Origin of the sequence: Methanobrevibacter sp. (genome assembly GCF_045116495.1) — an archaeon.
Taxonomy (GTDB): domain Archaea; phylum Methanobacteriota; class Methanobacteria; order Methanobacteriales; family Methanobacteriaceae; genus Methanocatella.
Genome location: NZ_JBGULU010000099.1, coordinates 1 through 16785 on the forward strand (window position 1 = coordinate 1; position 16785 = coordinate 16785).

Annotated in this window: 18 protein-coding genes; 6 read left to right on the top strand and 12 right to left on the bottom strand. The window is 33.7% G+C overall.

Going from position 1 to position 16785, the window contains the following annotated elements; genetic code table 11:
• Positions 1–1956, top strand: a 1956-nt coding sequence (locus ACJMLH_RS05305) for an Ig-like domain-containing protein (RefSeq protein ID WP_405275460.1), incomplete at its 5' end; no start/stop codon positions are given.
• Between the two features lie 11 nt (positions 1957–1967).
• Here the strand turns inward: ACJMLH_RS05305 and hisB are convergent.
• The 6 genes from hisB to ACJMLH_RS05335 form a co-directional block, all read right to left on the bottom strand.
• Positions 1968–2546 carry an imidazoleglycerol-phosphate dehydratase HisB gene (hisB, locus tag ACJMLH_RS05310; RefSeq protein WP_405275462.1) on the bottom strand — a complete coding sequence of 193 codons (579 nt, stop codon included), beginning with the start codon at positions 2544–2546 and terminating at the stop codon, positions 1968–1970.
• A gap of 39 nt (positions 2547–2585) precedes the next feature.
• Complete coding sequence (locus tag ACJMLH_RS05315) at positions 2586–2786, bottom strand: 4Fe-4S binding protein (RefSeq protein ID WP_405275464.1); 201 nt, start codon at positions 2784–2786, stop codon at positions 2586–2588.
• Positions 2787–2800: 14 nt separating this feature from the next.
• Positions 2801–3493 carry a TOBE domain-containing protein gene (locus tag ACJMLH_RS05320; protein WP_405275467.1) on the bottom strand — a complete coding sequence of 231 codons (693 nt, stop codon included), beginning with the start codon at positions 3491–3493 and terminating at the stop codon, positions 2801–2803.
• Positions 3494–3557: 64 nt separating this feature from the next.
• Positions 3558–5120, bottom strand: a complete 1563-nt coding sequence (locus ACJMLH_RS05325; protein WP_405275469.1) for an oligosaccharide flippase family protein — start codon at positions 5118–5120, stop codon at positions 3558–3560.
• Between the two features lie 51 nt (positions 5121–5171).
• Positions 5172–5756 carry a flavodoxin family protein gene (locus ACJMLH_RS05330; RefSeq protein WP_405275471.1) on the bottom strand — a complete coding sequence of 195 codons (585 nt, stop codon included), beginning with the start codon at positions 5754–5756 and terminating at the stop codon, positions 5172–5174.
• 87 nt (positions 5757–5843) lie between these two features.
• Entirely contained in the window at positions 5844–6011 is a 168-nt protein-coding gene (locus ACJMLH_RS05335) for a hypothetical protein (RefSeq protein WP_405275473.1), read from the bottom strand.
• 268 nt (positions 6012–6279) lie between these two features.
• On the opposite strand from ACJMLH_RS05335, the gene ACJMLH_RS05340 reads away from it, so the two are divergent.
• Positions 6280–7134 carry a phosphoserine phosphatase gene (locus ACJMLH_RS05340; protein ID WP_405275475.1) on the top strand — a complete coding sequence of 285 codons (855 nt, stop codon included), beginning with the start codon at positions 6280–6282 and terminating at the stop codon, positions 7132–7134.
• Here ACJMLH_RS05340 and ACJMLH_RS05345 read toward each other — a convergent pair.
• From ACJMLH_RS05345 to ACJMLH_RS05355, 3 genes are all read right to left on the bottom strand, one after another.
• On the bottom strand, positions 7131–7412 hold the full coding sequence (locus ACJMLH_RS05345) for a zinc ribbon domain-containing protein (protein WP_405275477.1): 282 nt from the start codon (positions 7410–7412) through the stop codon (positions 7131–7133). The genes ACJMLH_RS05340 and ACJMLH_RS05345 overlap by 4 nt on opposite strands.
• Before the next feature lie 55 nt (positions 7413–7467).
• Complete coding sequence (locus ACJMLH_RS05350) at positions 7468–8724, bottom strand: bifunctional 5,6,7,8-tetrahydromethanopterin hydro-lyase/3-hexulose-6-phosphate synthase (RefSeq protein WP_405275495.1); 1257 nt, start codon at positions 8722–8724, stop codon at positions 7468–7470.
• Positions 8725–8790: 66 nt separating this feature from the next.
• A complete protein-coding gene (locus ACJMLH_RS05355; protein ID WP_405275479.1) occupies positions 8791–10614 on the bottom strand; it encodes a threonine--tRNA ligase in 1824 nt (607 codons plus the stop codon).
• 390 nt (positions 10615–11004) lie between these two features.
• On the opposite strand from ACJMLH_RS05355, the gene cfbB reads away from it, so the two are divergent.
• The gene (cfbB, locus tag ACJMLH_RS05360) at positions 11005–12360 is read left to right on the top strand and encodes a Ni-sirohydrochlorin a,c-diamide synthase (protein ID WP_405275481.1); all 1356 of its coding nucleotides are present in this window, start codon (positions 11005–11007) and stop codon (positions 12358–12360) included.
• Positions 12361–13422 carry an oligosaccharide repeat unit polymerase family protein gene (locus tag ACJMLH_RS05365; protein WP_405275483.1) on the top strand — a complete coding sequence of 354 codons (1062 nt, stop codon included), beginning with the start codon at positions 12361–12363 and terminating at the stop codon, positions 13420–13422.
• Here the strand turns inward: ACJMLH_RS05365 and ACJMLH_RS05370 are convergent.
• On the bottom strand, positions 13408–14310 hold the full coding sequence (locus tag ACJMLH_RS05370) for a restriction endonuclease (protein ID WP_405275485.1): 903 nt from the start codon (positions 14308–14310) through the stop codon (positions 13408–13410). The genes ACJMLH_RS05365 and ACJMLH_RS05370 overlap by 15 nt on opposite strands.
• A 129-nt stretch (positions 14311–14439) precedes the next feature.
• Here ACJMLH_RS05370 and surE point away from each other — a divergent pair, with 129 nt between their 5' ends.
• The gene (gene surE / locus ACJMLH_RS05375; RefSeq protein ID WP_405275487.1) at positions 14440–15216 is read left to right on the top strand and encodes a 5'/3'-nucleotidase SurE; all 777 of its coding nucleotides are present in this window, start codon (positions 14440–14442) and stop codon (positions 15214–15216) included.
• 5 nt (positions 15217–15221) lie between these two features.
• On the opposite strand, the gene ACJMLH_RS05380 is transcribed toward surE, so the two are convergent.
• Positions 15222–15365 (bottom strand): hypothetical protein, encoded by a 144-nt coding sequence (locus ACJMLH_RS05380; protein WP_405275489.1) that lies wholly within the window; start codon positions 15363–15365, stop codon positions 15222–15224.
• Between the two features lie 75 nt (positions 15366–15440).
• On the opposite strand from ACJMLH_RS05380, the gene ACJMLH_RS05385 reads away from it, so the two are divergent.
• Positions 15441–15650 (top strand): LSM domain-containing protein, encoded by a 210-nt coding sequence (locus ACJMLH_RS05385; RefSeq protein ID WP_405275491.1) that lies wholly within the window; start codon positions 15441–15443, stop codon positions 15648–15650.
• 3 nt (positions 15651–15653) lie between these two features.
• On the opposite strand, the gene ACJMLH_RS05390 is transcribed toward ACJMLH_RS05385, so the two are convergent.
• Positions 15654–16658, bottom strand: coding sequence for a methanogenesis marker 12 protein (locus ACJMLH_RS05390; protein ID WP_405275493.1), 1005 nt, complete (start codon positions 16656–16658; stop codon positions 15654–15656).
• Positions 16659–16785: the final 127 nt, after the last annotated feature.

The following is a 16785-nucleotide window of genomic DNA, read 5'->3' on the forward strand; positions in this document are numbered from 1 at the left end:
CCTCCATGTTTTTATGATAATTCTACAAAGGCCAGATATTTAACTGAACATGGCACAACATTACCAGTATATGACAATGCATGGGATAGCGAATATGATAAGGAAGTAATTCATTGGTTGAATCAGCAATTGGTGCATTATAGCGATTCTCTTCGTGAAGTCGTCAAAGGCGATAAATACAGCGGCGGATTGTATATGACATTGTTCTTCCCGCCAAGCGTTACTGACACTGATAGAGTTCCTCCGATGATAATGGATGCAAATTACATAATAGATGCATATTCACCTTCAAAACTGGATATTCTGCAAATTGAAGATTATGATTGGGTCGTATCTGAAAATCCGCATCACAAAGAGGCGTATACCATCGGTCAGGAATTGGGGTTCAGTGAAGACAGATTGCATTACTTCGGGGGTTTTGTCCAAAATCCGGAAGATGCGGACAAATACTGGGAACTGATAAGACAATCTATGGAGGATGCAATCGAAAAGAAATTTAAAGAAGTTTTTGTCTGGGCAGGATTGCAGGTTCGAAGAGACAATAAAATTATCGGCCATGACGAAGCTAAAATATTAAACAACTTATCACAGCCAACAATAACATCGCCTGATTATGTAAGCATTGATGAAAAATTCACAATTTCAATGAATTCAAACGAATGGGTTAACGGTACTTTCAATGTATATGACTATAATACAGGTGAAAAAGGAAAACTTTTAGCTTCAAGCAATATAACTAATGGAAGATCATCAGCTGCCTTGTCAAGTGCAATTGTAGGTTTTAATAAATTTTATTTTGACTTCGATACTCCCGGCGGAGAATATCACTTAATTGATGGAGTTTATGTAATTGAAAACTCACAAAATATCACAGCTAACGTTTCAAGGGAAGTTGAAACAGATTCTTATGTAAATATTACTTTTAAAGCTCCAAAAAGTCAAACAGCATCCCTAAATATCACAGTTGATGACAACAGACCTAATGAATATAAAGTGGAAAACGGCGAATTTACAACAAAAATTTCAGACTTATCAGCAGGTTACCATAAAATCTCACTGAAATACAATACCGGAAAATTAGTTGGTGAAGTGTATTCCAATACATTTACAGTTAATGTAGGTTCTAAAACAATTGTCGAAGCGAATGAGATGATTGCTAGATACAATTCAAGTGAAAAATTTGTTGTTAACCTAAAAGACATCAAAGGCAATGCATTGAAAGGAAAAGAAATTTCAATTAACTTGGATGGAATAAATCATACCGCAACTACTGATGACAACGGGAAAGCCACATTAACAATTGACCTAATTCCAGGAAATTATGCTGCAGAAATATTATTTGCCGGCACGGATGGTTATTTATCCTCCTCCGCAAATGCCAACATTACTATAAATCAAATTGTCAGTAAAATAACAGCTCCTAGCATAACCACCACATACAATGTTGCCAAAAACCTGGTTGTTACACTTAAAGATGACAAAGGAAACATTTTAGCAGAACAGAATGTTACTGTTGAGTTAAATAATAAAGTTTACAGCAAATCAACAGATGCGAATGGTCAGGTTAAAATATCCGTAAGCCTACCTACCAAAGAATATGCTGCAAAGATTACCTTTGCCGGAAACGAGATTTATAAATCTTCAACAAAAACCACTAAGGTAGTTATTAAGAAAGCAACCCCAAAACTTATCGCAGCTTCTAAAAGCTTTAAAGCTAAACCAAAAACCAAAAAACTGACTGCAACACTTAAAAATAACAAAAACAAAGTTATTAAAAAGGCCACTGTTAAATTAACAGTCAACAAAAAAACATACAAAACCACGACCAATTCAAAAGGAATTGCTACCTTTAAAGTTAAAATAACTAAAAAAGGAAAATACAACGCAGTTATAAAATATGCAGGTAATTCTAACTATAAATCAATAAGTAAAAAAATTAAAATAATAATTAAATAAAGAGTATTAAACTATAATACTCCTTTTGTAGAAGGAATTTGATCATGTTCTACTTTAATTGCTTCTTTTAAAGACTTGGCAAATGCCTTAAAAATAGCTTCAGCCTTATGATGGTCATTAGCACCTTCAACAGTACCATAAATATTTATTTTTGCACTGCCTGCAAAAGATTCAAAAAAGTGAATTAATATATCGGAGGTCATGTCCCCAATTTTTTCGTTTTTAAAATCAAGATTCATATTGCAGTAGCTGCGACCGCCAATATCGATTGCAACAGTAGCTACAGATTCATCCATGGGAACAATGGCATGTGCCATTCTTTTGATTCCTTTTTTATCACCAATAGCTTCACTGAATGCTTCACCAAGCAGTATTCCAACATCCTCAATAGTATGGTGATCATCTATTTCAATGTCACCCTTAGCCTGAATGTCCAAATCTATCATGCTGTGCTTTGAAAAAGACTCCAACATATGATTAAAAAAGTTTACTCCAGTAGAAATGTTATAATTTCCGCTGCCATCCAAATTCATTTTTATATCAATTTCAGTTTCAGATGTTTTTCTTGAAACATTAGAATTTCTAACCATAATTTAACCTATCTTTAAATTGATTTTACGTTCAAGCATTCAAGCTTCTTCGCCAGGACGTATAATTTTAATACAGTTTGTAGGGCATTCCATAGCGCATAGGGTACAAACGTGACAATATCTTAAATCCAATATATGTGCAACGTTTGTTACTTTCCAAATTTTAGCAGATTTTGGACAAATTTCTGCACAATTTCCACAGGCAATACACTTATCTTCATCAACTAAAATTTGCAACATGAAAAATCACCTTCTTATAATTTTAAAGTAGCAACAGACATTGCTTTAAATCCTATATATACTTCTTTTCCGATGTTAAGATTTAATTCTTTTTCGGCTGAAACAGTAATGTCGCAACATAAAACAACTCCGCCCACATTAACTTTAACGCGAATAATCTCATTTTCAAGTTTCATTTCAACTATTTGACCTTTGAGAATATTACGTATACTTGAAGTTTGCGGCTCCAACATCAAAAAGATATTGTCATAACTGATTAAAGCCAATATCTTATCTCCAATCTCATATTTCCTGTTTAAAGGAGCGTTGATTTGGAAATCTTCCATTTTTATTGTCATTACACCTTTGACTGTGTTAATGTCAATAATTTCTGCTTCTATCTCATTAACGTCCTTATGAAGTTCCATAATCGCGTTAATTTTTTTACATTCTTTTAATATAGAATATCCTTCTTCTGTAAGGGTAGTTCCACCACCCCCACCTTTTCCACCTTTTGTTGTATTTACAATTTTAACGTTCAATGTTGATTCTATCTTTTCAATGTAGTTTAAAGCGGTCCTATAAGAAACACTAATGGATTTTGATGCTTCAGTCAAAGAACCAGTGTCTAAAATGTATTCAAGAAGTTGATATTTCTTATTATCTAATAAGAAAGAATTTCCGTCTACATTGATTTTATATTCAACACCTGCACTCACATCAGCCATTATATAATCCCCCAATCATATAATATGATAAATATTTGTATTTTATATATAAATAACTTTTCCATCAGTTATTTCTAAATTCGATTTTTTCAACAAAGTCCAATAATTTATTAACAATTTTAGACAAAGGACCGAATTTGGCGGCATATCCCCTTAAAGTTTCGATATCTTCCTTTGTGAAAAATTTGACAAAAATCAATGCAAAGAAATAAGCAACCATACATACCAGTATTCCAGGGAACAGCCATAATGTGGTTTTTGGAATCAAAAGTCCGACTATGCCCATGATTGCAGTTGCAGACAATATTTTAATAATTGGCTTGGTTGGGGCTTTTGTCTTAGTTAGCTTGAATACAAAGTAAATGCATGGAACCATCATAAAAAAGCAAGCTATAGTTGTAGCTGCAGCACCACCTGCAATTCCCAAAATCGGAGCAAATACCCAGCAAAGGCCTGCAGTGACAATGGCGCCGAAAATTAAAATATACATAGGAATTCTAGGATTTCCAATACCCTGAATGATACTTGTTGATATAGCAAATATAGAATAAAAAGTCATACCAATAGACAGAATTGCCAAAGCGGAAGCACCTGCAGCATAAGCAGGGATTTTAAAATAGAGCAATCTTAAAATAGGCACTGAAAATAAAGCAAGGCCAATACACATAGGAACCACGAAAAGCAATGAAATCTTATAGGATTCGCCTACATATTTTTGAAGTGCGGAAATGTCCTTAAGCTTAAAAGCTTCAGAAGAAGCCGGCAAAATTGTAGTAGCTACTGATATGGAAATCATCAAAGGCAATCTGGCAATAGGATCTGCAGCTGTGAAAAAACCTATACTTTCCAATGTTAAAAATCTGCCCATAATAAGAGTACAAATGTTATAAATAAGCATTTCGGCAATTGCTGTAATAATAACAGGAATAGCAAATTTGACCAGCATTATACCTAACTTTAATTCTTCCCTAAATGGAAATTCAAAATCTCCTGTAGGTTGAGGAATGTATTTTGGCATGTAAAACCTAAATATTATTACAGAAGAAAGTGCAGCAAGAGCATAACCAATTACGGTACCCCATAAAGCACCAATGACAGAAAAACCTATTAGAACAAATGCTGTTGCACATAAAATCATTGACAGCTGCTCAATGGCACGAGTATAAACGATATACTCCATCTTATATACTCCCTGAAATGCACCTCTGAATGCACCTAAAACAACACTGAAAGGAGTAATCAGACCGATGATTTGCAATGGAACCATAACCTCAGGTTTGCCCATGAAATTATTGGCCAGTAATGGAGCAATGACAAAAATCATTAAAAATCCCAATAGCAACCCCAGGAAAACCATCATCTTCAATGCAGTATAAATAGTCTGCCTAGCCATGTTATGGTCTTCAACAGCTTCATATTCAGCAATGTATTTGGATATTGCGGGAGGAAGACCTCCAGAAGCTAAAGTTTGAAAAATTCCCTGAACAGACATTGTGGTTCCCAAAATACCATTATTAACAGGCCCTAAAAGTGTAGCCATTAAAAAACGGTACAAGTAACCACCGATACGGAAAATTATATTACCGATGAAAATTATCAAACTGCCTCTAACCAACTTATTTGCCATAATATACCTTTTAAAAATTAGATTTGTATTAATATAACTTGATTTTAGTATTTAAATATATTTATTTAGAAAGTTTTCAAATTCTGTTAAAGTTCTGTTTAATGACTCCATTCCATAAGTGTCATTTTTAATATCTTCAATTGAATCATTTGACCAGAATGATGCCCCTAAATTAGAACCGAAAGGCCCTCCACTTACAGGGATAATTCCATGAATCATGAAATATGTTACATTTTTCAAGTGGGCAAAATCCTGTCCGCCTGTCCTGTCCCCTCCAACAGCAATACTCATGCCAATTTTCCCACGAAGAAGATTGTAATCTATTGCTTCCAATGCCCTTGTCCTATCCATTATGGCAGACAAATTGCTACTTATTCCTCCACTTTGAACCGGAGTGGCCAAAATAATTCCATCAGCCTGTCTGAGATTTTTGTAAACATCAAGCATGTCATCTTCTATGATGCATCTCTTATTCTCCAAACAGTAATCGCAATGCATGCATGGCTTGATGGTTTTAGCCTGACATGTAAACATTTCACAATCAAATCCGTCCTGTTCAAGTTTATTTAAAGCAGTTTTTAAAACATATTCTGTAGTATTATTTCTAGGGCTTGCACAAATACCAAAAATTTTCATGAAAATACTTTGTAATGCGATTCATAAATACTTTTAAAATAAGATACAGATTAAAAAACTTAAAAAAAGTCAATGAATTATTAAATGTTACTCATCTTGCTGAATATAACCAAAATAAAAGAAAATACAAACAAATAAAATGCCTAAAATAGCATAAACAAGAGTATATGTCGGTTCGACAGAAATAGGGCTCCCATTCCCTGATAATGAAACAACATCAATTTCTTGTGCAGAAACTCCGCTTATAGTTAACATGATAATAATACAAATTAATAGCGAAGCCAATAGTTTCCTAATAGTTTTTCCCCCAGTCAGTCAATGAAAGTTTATTTTATACGTCCGGCTGCAATAGACCGCCGTTGAATTCATATAATTATATTTTTAAACTTTAAACTTAATATATGCAACACATTTGATTTAAAAAAATTAAAAAAAATAACCTCAAAAAAATAACGAAATTAAAGCAATATATAGGTAAATATATAATTAAAAACAAACATAACATAAAAATGAGGATTTAACTATGAAAGTTGGTAAAGGTATTGTAAAGAAATATTCTAGAGAATACAATAGAACACTAAAGAATGGTGAAAAGAAAAAATACACCACAGAGCAGATCCAAATTACAGTACCAAAACATGAAGATATTTACCAAAACAAAGAAGAGGTACTAATTATACCTCAAGGAGAAATTGAAAATTTTAAAAATATGGAAGAGGAAAACAGTGCATTGAAAATAGCAAATTATTTACATGTTGAGGAAGTGAAGGAATTGGAAAAGCAAATAGAAGAAAATTTAAACCCAACTACATCTGAATTTCAAAAAGAAATTGAAGAATTAAAAGCTAAACTTGCTCAAAAAAATAATGATTTGGCTGAAATGGAAAATAAATTCAATTCTCTTCATAAAGATAACATTAAAGATTTAAAACATGAAAATAATTTGATTAAAGATAAGCATTCCAAATTAATCATTGAAAACGAAAACCTCAAAACCAAATTCGTTAATATTAAAACTGAAAACGAAAACCTCAAAACCAAATATTCAAGCATAAAAGAAGAAAATAAGAACCTTAAAACCAAATGTTCTGCTCTAAGAGAAGAACATACCACCATCAAAGAAAGTTACAATCAAGTAAGTTCAAAATACGATCAGTTAAAACAGGAAAATCTCAACACCAAAACCAGTTATGCTGAAATGTATGAACTTAATGAAGGTCTAGAAAAAGATTATGATTCCCTTCGCCTCGAATATAATGACTTAGTAGATAAATACAATGCTTTAGAAGAAGAGCTATATGATATTAAAAATTCAAAATCCCGTGATGAATTTATAGCTAATAAAGTAAGGGAATTTATGCTAAATAGTAGAAGTTAAAAAGAATTATAATCATCTTGGAATTCAGGATTCCATCTTTTTAATCCAGGAATAAACAAAGCAGTTATACCTGTAGCTTGAGTTTCAGGCAATCTCGGATTTTTTTCCATCATTTCTTTTGTTTTCCTAACAATCATTTCATTTAGAGTTATATCCGGCTCAGTGTATTCGCCATCTTGAAAACAATCTTTACAAAATTCAGGATTTAAACTCCCATCTTTATTTGTTCCATAATCTTCTTTAACGATTGGTCTGCCGCATGAATTGCAAAAACCCATAAATAAAAGCTCCTTTTTAAAAAAAATAAGAAAATAAATTAGAAATTAATCTAATCTATTTTTTAGAAGACTTTTTATCTCCTTTTTTATCTGGAATGTTTTCGTCTTCATCCATTGCAAGTCTCATGTTGTCTGGATCTGGTTCGAAATGTGCTAAGAAATCTTGAGCAGCTCTTCTTACATCTCTTGAACCGATAATGTATCTTCCTGCAATGATGACATCTGCACCTTTTCCAATAGCTGTTTCGACTTTATCAGGAGTGACTCCACCAGCTACAGCAACTAAGCCGCCGGTTATTTCTTTAATTTTCTCGATGTCTCCCCATGCAGTCATTCCACCGGCATCTCCACCATGCTCTTTAATCCAGGTTTCATAATCAACATTTCTGTGTAACAATACTATATCCGGTTTTAAGTCTTCAGGTAAAGCTTTCAATTTTTTATCAATTTCATCCACATTCATCATATCAAGGATTGAGTAGATTCCTTGTTTTTGAGTTTCATGAATAGCTTTCATGATTGATTCCATAGTACCTAAACCAGAAATAGCTATTGCATCAGCTGTTTCATCAGCTGACATTTTAACTTCAACACGACCAACATCCAAAGTTTTTAAATCTGCAATTATGAATGCATCTGGACGTAATTCTCTGATTTTTGAAATAACTCCAACACCGAACTTTTTGACGAGAGGAGTTCCTGCTTCGATGAGCACTCTTTCATTTTCAGGCAATTGATCGATGATTCTTTCCATAGCATCCAAATTATCAAGGTCAAGTGCAACTTGTAAATATGGTGGTGACCAAAGTTTTTTGACTTTGAATCCCATAATTGGGTGGGTTCCACGGTCTTTTTCTGCAAGAACTTTATCAATAGATGGGTAATCTTTCATTGCTCTTCTGATAGCTAATTTGGTTGCTCCATAGTTGTATTGATAAATTTTTCTGAAATCTTTTGCTGAAGGGTCTATGAATACACTTACATTAATAACAATGTCTTCTACAATATCTTTTGGAATGTATCCTGCTTCAACTGCATCAGCTACTGCTCTTGCAACAGCAGTTTGTGCAGGTCCAAATATTTTACTAGCATCTTCCAAATCGCCAACAGTTACTTTAGGGATGATTAAAGTAGCTGGCTTGGTCATTAAATTAGGTCTGATTACACTTGTTAATGGAGTGTGACCTACAGAAAGATTTGATAAACCATTAGCGAAAGCTTGACCAACAGGTCCTTGTTTATCACCAATTAATAAATCCACGTGTGCTAATTCAGGGCCGTCTCCAATAAGAGCTTCTCCTATTTTATACATTGAGTCCATTAAATTTCCTCCGTTATAATATAACATTTAATACTTTATTTTTATTGATAAATATAATTATTGGAAGTTAATCCTTCTTGAAATATCCTTAGGTAAAGGCAATCTTCTGAAAGGTTTTCCTTCACATTTTTCATTGATTTCAGCTATCAGTTCGTCAACTGTCATGTCTACTTTCTCACCGGTTTCACGTACAGTTACCTGGAATTTACCGGTTTCAACTTCCTTGTCTCCAACGACAAAAATGTATGGAATCCATTCCTTAGCGGCATTTCTGATTTTTTTACCTACACTTTCATCTCTGTCATCAATATCTACACGGATACTTGAAGCATTGATTTTTGCATAGATTTCTTCTGCAAACTCTTTGTGTGCTTCTCCGACAGTGAGAATTCTTGCTTGAATTGGACTTAACCAAGTTGGCAACATTGGAGCACGTTCATTTATTTCTAATGCAGTTTTTTCAAGCATTGCACATAATACTCTTTCAATACTTCCAGTTGGGGAAGTGTGCAAGATTATAGGATTGTGTTGCTCGCCGTCTTCTCCCAGGTAAGTAATGTCAAATCTTTTACCACTTTCAACATCAATTTGAACAGTAGGATTTTCAATTGGACGGCCTAAAGCATCGATGTTGGCTAAATCTATTTTACATACCCAGTAGTGGTGTCTTTCAGGCAATATTTCTAAGAGGATTGGTTTTCCAAATTTATTAGCTATTTCATACATCCATTCTTCATTATCTTCAAAGAAGTCCTGGGTAGCTCTGAAAATTACTTCGAAATCCAAGTCCAAATCCTTACCTGTTTGCATACACATATCAGTCTGATTTGAAAATTCTTCTAAAGATGACGGAAGATCAGCGCAGAAAGAATGGCAATCAGGCATGGTGAATGCTCTTAATCTTTTAAGACCGACAACTTCTCCTTTTTTCTCATAACGGAAACTGTAAGTGGACAATTCATAGATTTTTGCAGGGAAATTTTTCCAGGTTAGGTATGAATCCGCCATTAATCTAAATGCTCCAAAACAGCATGCAAATCTAAGCATCAAATTCTTTTTTGTGTCAGTTCTGTATTGTCTTTCTCCGAACTTGTAAGCATGTTGATAAATTGCTTCATTATCCAAGTCATAGAAAATTGGAGTTTCAACAGGCATTGCTCCACGGTCAACAGTAAGGTTGTAAACATAATCAGCGAGTAAATCCCTGATTAAACGTCCTTTAGGATACCATCTGAGGTTTCCAACATCTGAAGCAGGTTCATAGTCACAAATTTCCTTTTCTCTCATTAATTTAACATGTGGAGGTTCGCCTTCATCAGATGCGCCACGTCCAAGTTCATAGTCAACCAGCTGTTTGAAAGCTCTGTTTTCGAATTTAAAGTCTTCGATTTGAGTGATTTTATCTCCTTCAAGGATTTGCCAGGTGGACGGTTTTCTTTCAACTTTCTTTTCATCCTCATCGGCAGTTATTGTTCTTGAAAGTTCACTTAACGGATGCCCTTTACAGGAAATCTCAAATGCCTTATACCATCCGAAAGGTACTCTTTTAACAGTCAAGTTTTCATCTAAAAGTGCTTGTTCTGCATCTTTCAATATTTTAACAGCCACTTTTGGAGAGCTTAATGATGAAGACAAGTGAGCGTATGGATACAATACTACATTTTCAGCTTTAACTTGATCATTAGCTTTGATGACTTCCTTAACTAAATTTTTAACAATACCTTCTGGATTATTTTCATCTTCTTTTTCAACAGCTGTAAATACTACTAAAGAATCATCAAAGGAGCCTTCTTTTTTGGCATCCTCAATCTCTTCAGCTACAGGTGTTTTATTTTTTACATTATAATTTAAATAATCAGAATGAATTAATAAAATTCTCATTATATCACCATATATTATGATTTAAATTTTATTTTTAATATTATATAAAATTAGGCAATGAGTTAAAAATAATTCAATATTGCAATTAGATGTATAAGACAACATGTTATTACAGACATTTTATTGATAAGTATGATAAAATTAAATATTTAATGTAATAAAGTTATATTTTTTATATCAATATGATATTTAAACGAAGCTTTAATAGAGTAAACAATGACTTAGGTTAGGTTCGATTTTGAACTTTTTTTGAATGGGATTAAGTAAAAAAAATAAGAAAAGGAAATATAAAATTTTTGAAGAGATATTTTTCACAGAAATTAACACCCCAATTATCAAACTTGAAATTTAAAAAACAATTTATATAATCATAATATATAATCTATTATTATGAGAATTATTTTAGCGGGAACCGGCAGTGCGGTTGGAAAGACAACAATAGCTACTGGAATAATGAAAGCGTTAAGCGAAAAATACAATGTACAGCCATTTAAAGTAGGGCCTGACTATATAGATCCTTCTTATCACACTTTAGCAACCGGAAATACCTCCAGAAATCTGGATTCTTTTTTTATGAAGGAAGGACAGGTCAGGGACTCATTTTTAAAGGGCATGCAAGGAAAAGACATGGCAGTTATTGAAGGAGTCAGGGGCCTTTATGAAGGTATTGACTCTGTCAATGACATAGGAAGCACAGCCAGTGTTGCAAAAGCTCTGAATGCTCCCGTTATCTTAATAATAAACTCAAGAAGTCTTGTTAAAAGTGCTGCTGCTCTTGTTTTAGGTTTCAAAAGCCTTGATCCTGAAATCAATATTGCAGGGGTCATTTTAAACAAGGTGAAAAACGAGGCACACTATCAAAAGACAAAGCGTTCAATTGAAGAGCTGACAGACACTGAAGTCATTGGAGGAATCGTGCGTGACAATAACATTTCAATTGAACAGAGACATTTAGGTCTTGTTCCTGCAGTAGAAAGGGAAAACTCCCTGAAATTCATTGACATCTGGTCAAAAACAATTAAGGAGTCAATCGATTTGGACCGTCTGGTTGAAATTGCAAAAAGCGCTCCTAAAATAACATCCGATATTGTTCCAATCTGGAATAAGCTAAACAAACAGCCGGTTAAAATTGGTGTGGCATTTGATGAAGTTTTCAATTTCTATTACAAGGAGAACATCGAAGCGCTTGAAGCCAACAATGCAAAAATAGAATACTTTTCACCTTTAAAAGATGAAAATCTGCCGGATGTTGACGGATTGTATATAGGCGGAGGATATCCTGAACTCTTTTCAAAGCAGCTTTCACAGAATAAGACAATGTTAAGTAACATTAAACAATTCCATCTGGAAAACAGACCAATATTTGCCGAATGCGGAGGTCTGATGTACCTCATGAACTCCATCCATGACGACAAGGTAGTTGATGTTTACCCATATAAGTCCGTCCTGACAGACAGGGTTCAGGCGCTGAAATATACCATTGCAGAAGTAACAAAAGACAACATCATCTCCAAAAAGGGTGAGAAGTTCCACGGACATGAATTCCACTACTCAAAAGTCATTGTAGATAAAAACAACATCAGACATGAATTAGCTTTCAATATCTTAAGGGGAAAGGGATCTTACAACAACCAGGACGGATTCATGGAAAGGAATACCCTTGCAAGCTATGTTCACACTCATGTAGCGGCAATGCCTGATTTTGGAGGAAATCTTGCAATATCCTCTCTCGAGCTTGGAGGATAAATGAATCTTGAAAAAATTGACTTTTTCCAACCGTTCATTGTAGTAGTTGCAATTCTTGCCTTTCTAATAATGGGATATATCGGTTCATTCAACTACAGGTTTGAAGATCCCCTAAATTCGGAAGTGATTTTGACAATTATTTTTGCATGTATCGTATTTAGTGCAGGAATACTGATTGTCAAGTTTAAAATAAATGTTGAAAATACAAAAGAAATTGATTTCCTATCTGAAAAACTGCTGATAACCCTCACCATAATAGCTTTGTTTCTCCAATCTCTTAATCTGGTATTGATAGGAGGAATTCCTCTATTCAACAGTACCCTAAAAGCAAACGCAACAACAAACATCTGGAGAATAGCCTATCCTCTATTTTTGATAATGATTAACATATTACTTGCAAAGTACTACAGCAGAAAATATTTGGTTCTGGTTCTTCTTGGAGCAATAATAATTGGACTGAACGGATATAGAACTTCAGTTCTGGGAATATTGGGAAGCTCATTTATCACACTTTATTATCTTGAAAAAATATCCGGAAAAGTTGGAATCATATTTATCGCTATCATCATAATGGGAATTATGGCAATCGGCTATATTGCATCAAAATCCATTGCAACACAGACCTGGACATTGAATCCTTTGGAACTAATCTTTTATAGGGCTGCATTTACATTGGAACTATTTGAAAAAATCATTCCACTGGCAGGAACTACACATGGCCATATTTTAAGCATGATATTCTCATCCGGAAGTCCGAGAACCTTTGTTGGGGAGTATGTCATGAAATATACATTTTGTGCAACTTCGACCTTGTTCGGACCTGTGATGCTTGATTTTGGTTTAATTGGCCTTACAGTTCAAATGCTAGTGATGGGATTGTTCTTAAGCTTGATTCATAAATTAAAAAAAGGAATTGGTGTTGGCATATATTCTATGATTTTAACACACACATTGATTTGGATAGAAACCGGGCCAACAGACATCATGATTTGGTTTTTATATCTAATAGGATTTATTCTGATTTTAATAAATTTGAATTATATTAATTTAAACAAAAATTAATATAATCAAGATAACCAGTGAAATAAAGAATACAAATGTTCCTTTAATTACAAAGTCTGTGTTTCTCTCGGTATAGAAGGATAAACCATAGGACAATAGCAATGCTACAACCATCTCGATTAAACCGCTGATACCTGGATTTACACCTAAAAGATTTCCAAACAGGAATGCAAGAGCATAAGAGATAATAACAACTAAAATGATTAATGTAATAGGGTTTTTAATTAATTTGTACAATAACGATTCATAGTTTGAATTGTTATAGGAACCGTAGTTGTATAAATTTGATTGGGTAGATGAAAGTCCGCCTCTTGAAGATCTTCCCCTATTCAACAGAGAAGACAGAAAATTTGATTTTGGCTCATTTGTCTGTCGGTACAATGAGCTCTTGTAAACATTCGGGTGTGCATCCCTTCTCTGCATTATATATTCCATATCGGAAGCATCGTATTGATAATCCGGATATTCCTCTTCAATATAAGCTGACGCACCGCCATCATAAGGAGTGTTGTCCAAAGTAGTTTGAGAGGTTCTGTCCTGATAGCGTTTAGCAAGTTCCAGCAGATTATCCCTATCAACTAATTTGATGTTTTTCCTAAGTGCATAGTTCTTTGCCTGATTAGAGAAATAAGAAGAGGATACGATTGTTACTTTAGATGCTTTTATGCTTTGCTGAACATCTTCCATTTCTTTTAATACATCAACTCCAATCTCAAAGTCTTTGTCATAATTTTTACATGCTACAACAACTCCAAAGTCCCCAATTGTTGTTGGAAGTATAGCATATATGTCAATGACTTTCTGAGAGGTTTTAAAATTCTTGTAAACCTTGAAACCAGAGTCCTCCATTACCTTTGCTATAAAATTTATTAATTGTGGTTTTTCCAAGTTTCCACCCTTGTGTGTTTTTTCATAGAATATTAATATTATATTTTATAATTGAAATTATTATTAAAGTTTTTTATAATTGGGTTGAAACCTAAAATTATTTAAAAAAAGAGCTGCCTTAATAAATATATGAAAGCATTAATAAGTAATGATGATGGAATAACTGCCTCTGGAATATTGGCTGCAAAAAAAGCGGTTGATGATTTATGTGATACTTATGTGGTTGCTCCAGAACAACAACAAAGCGGAATAGGCCATGCTTTAACTTTAAATGAACCATTAAGAATTAATGAACATACTTTAAGAGATGGAAGTATAGGGTATGGTGTTACCGGAACACCAACTGACGCCGTGACACTCGCCCTTTTTGAAATCATGGATGAAAAACCGGACATTATGATTTCTGGAATAAATACAGGATTTAATCTTGGAAAAGCTGAACTTACAACCTCAGGAACAATAGGGGCGGCGATTGAGGCTGCAAGCTTCAATATTCCGGCAATTGCCATTTCACTGGAAGTGACACGCGATGACCTCAAATTCGATACTGGCGAAGTGGAAATCGACTTTGACTTTGCAGGAAAAATGCTTAAAAAAATAGCTAAAATAATAATAAAAAAAGGATTGCCTGAAGGAATAGATTTGTTGAATGTCAATATTCCTGCAAACCCCATAAATGAAGAATTTGAAGTTGTAAAACTTGGAAAAAGAATGTTTGTTCCAGTAATCGATAAACGTATGGATCCGCGTGAAAAGCCATATTACTGGATTGGTGGCGATCCCTATGAATCAGATGAGCCTGGAACCGATGGTCACGGATTACGTAAGGTTCGAAAGACTACAATAACACCATTAAAAATAGATTTAACCAGTGATATGAGTTTATTGAAAGAATGGATAAGTTAAAATACTTATAAATTTAAATCTTTAAGTATTTTTTCCCTTTCTTCTCTAAGTTCGCCTAAAATCTTTTCATCAGTGCATCCATCTTTTTCTAATTGAGCTATTGTACGAGTAATAGCTTCTAAATTGCTTTCTAATTGATTTATTGCCATACTAATATTTAGAACATTAAAGTATTTAAAGTGCAAACATCAATATTAAAATAGAATATTCAAGGATTTGAAAAAATGAGTCAAGATAAAGAAAACGTAAATAAACTTTTTAGACAATTTAAGAATAAGTATGTTAGTGTTGATTTGAGAGATAACAATCAAAGTGAAGGAAAAGTAATAGCTATTGATAATTATTTAAATCTTGTCCTTGAAAATGAAAATGGCCTAGAAACTATCAAAGGCGGAAATGTGGTATTTGTCAGTTTAAAAGAAGACAAAAAATAGGAATTAAATATCAACTTCAATTCCTAAAATTTCTTTTTTACCATTATAAACATCCATCGCTATTTGAGCAGCTCCAATAGCTCCAGATTCTTTTGAAATAACTTTTAAATCATATTTGTTTTTGAAATATTTATTTATTTCATCTTCAAAATTGAAAGGCTCTGTTGCACTGCCTATTGAACCTGTCAGAACTATGCCTTCAATTTCATTTTCACATACGACATCAAGACCTGCTATTTCCATAGCTACGGTCATTATCAAAGTATCGATTGCAAGTTTCGCCTTTTCATCGCCATTTCTATAATTTTCAAGCAGCTGATCTTTCATATTGGCTACCTTACCGTCAATACCAGCTATTTTAATGGCACCGGCATGTGAAAAACATTCGTTTGCAGAGGCATTATTCTCATCGATATCACGAATCATTTCCAAATCTATCGGTCCGTGAACAATTCCCATAGCACCAAGACAGGCATCTATTGCCCCTTTGATTTTACCGTCTTCAATTAAAATGTCTACACTGTTGGATGAAATATCCGCTACAATAAAATTGGACCATCCTGTTTCCTTAACCGCATTGTAAGAAATGCTTACCTTTTCTGGGCTTGCCTGATGAGAATATGCAGCCCTGAACAATTCGTTCAAAGATGTTGAATTCTTATGAAGACCCGGAATCATTATTGAATCAATGTTCAACTGTTCCAGTTCGGAAAATACTGATGTCCCTCCACCGGTAACCTTTCCTGCTCCATTGATGGATAGAATTCCCCTATCTTCAACTTTGTCTGTCGGTAAAATTTTATTAATGCCGTCACCCATCGCATAGGTAATTGCCATTAATTTGACATCTTCAAAATCAACGCGTTTTTCAAGTTCCTCTGTTGCAGAAACCAAGCCTTTTTTACTTTCTTCCCTTCCTATCTTGAAAATATCAATAATATCTCCGTCATCAGACATAATGCAAAAAGAGATTCCAGTAGTTCCATGGTCCATCCCAATAAATACCATGATCATCACGAAAATAAATAAAAATTAAAAATAAAAAAAGAAAAAAGACGCTTAATCGTCTTTTTGTAATCCACAAGCTTTTCTTAATCTTTCACCAACAATTTCGATGTCTTTTTTACCTTCAGCA

What these genes read in the sequence shown, in the direction of transcription:
- hisB (WP_405275462.1), bottom strand. Translation starts at nt 2,546, where the DNA reads ATGGTTAGAAATTCTAATGTTTCAAGAAAAACATCTGAAACTGAAATT.
- ACJMLH_RS05315 (WP_405275464.1), bottom strand. Translation starts at nt 2,786, where the DNA reads ATGTTGCAAATTTTAGTTGATGAAGATAAGTGTATTGCCTGTGGAAAT.
- ACJMLH_RS05320 (WP_405275467.1), bottom strand. Translation starts at nt 3,493, where the DNA reads ATGGCTGATGTGAGTGCAGGTGTTGAATATAAAATCAATGTAGACGGA.
- ACJMLH_RS05325 (WP_405275469.1), bottom strand. Translation starts at nt 5,120, where the DNA reads ATGGCAAATAAGTTGGTTAGAGGCAGTTTGATAATTTTCATCGGTAAT.
- ACJMLH_RS05330 (WP_405275471.1), bottom strand. Translation starts at nt 5,756, where the DNA reads ATGAAAATTTTTGGTATTTGTGCAAGCCCTAGAAATAATACTACAGAA.
- ACJMLH_RS05335 (WP_405275473.1), bottom strand. Translation starts at nt 6,011, where the DNA reads ATGTTAACTATAAGCGGAGTTTCTGCACAAGAAATTGATGTTGTTTCA.
- ACJMLH_RS05340 (WP_405275475.1), top strand. Translation starts at nt 6,280, where the DNA reads ATGAAAGTTGGTAAAGGTATTGTAAAGAAATATTCTAGAGAATACAAT.
- ACJMLH_RS05345 (WP_405275477.1), bottom strand. Translation starts at nt 7,412, where the DNA reads ATGGGTTTTTGCAATTCATGCGGCAGACCAATCGTTAAAGAAGATTAT.
- ACJMLH_RS05350 (WP_405275495.1), bottom strand. Translation starts at nt 8,724, where the DNA reads ATGTATAAAATAGGAGAAGCTCTTATTGGAGACGGCCCTGAATTAGCA.
- ACJMLH_RS05355 (WP_405275479.1), bottom strand. Translation starts at nt 10,614, where the DNA reads ATGAGAATTTTATTAATTCATTCTGATTATTTAAATTATAATGTAAAA.
- cfbB (WP_405275481.1), top strand. Translation starts at nt 11,005, where the DNA reads ATGAGAATTATTTTAGCGGGAACCGGCAGTGCGGTTGGAAAGACAACA.
- ACJMLH_RS05365 (WP_405275483.1), top strand. Translation starts at nt 12,361, where the DNA reads ATGAATCTTGAAAAAATTGACTTTTTCCAACCGTTCATTGTAGTAGTT.
- surE (WP_405275487.1), top strand. Translation starts at nt 14,440, where the DNA reads ATGAAAGCATTAATAAGTAATGATGATGGAATAACTGCCTCTGGAATA.
- ACJMLH_RS05380 (WP_405275489.1), bottom strand. Translation starts at nt 15,365, where the DNA reads ATGGCAATAAATCAATTAGAAAGCAATTTAGAAGCTATTACTCGTACA.
- ACJMLH_RS05385 (WP_405275491.1), top strand. Translation starts at nt 15,441, where the DNA reads ATGAGTCAAGATAAAGAAAACGTAAATAAACTTTTTAGACAATTTAAG.
- ACJMLH_RS05390 (WP_405275493.1), bottom strand. Translation starts at nt 16,658, where the DNA reads ATGGTATTTATTGGGATGGACCATGGAACTACTGGAATCTCTTTTTGC.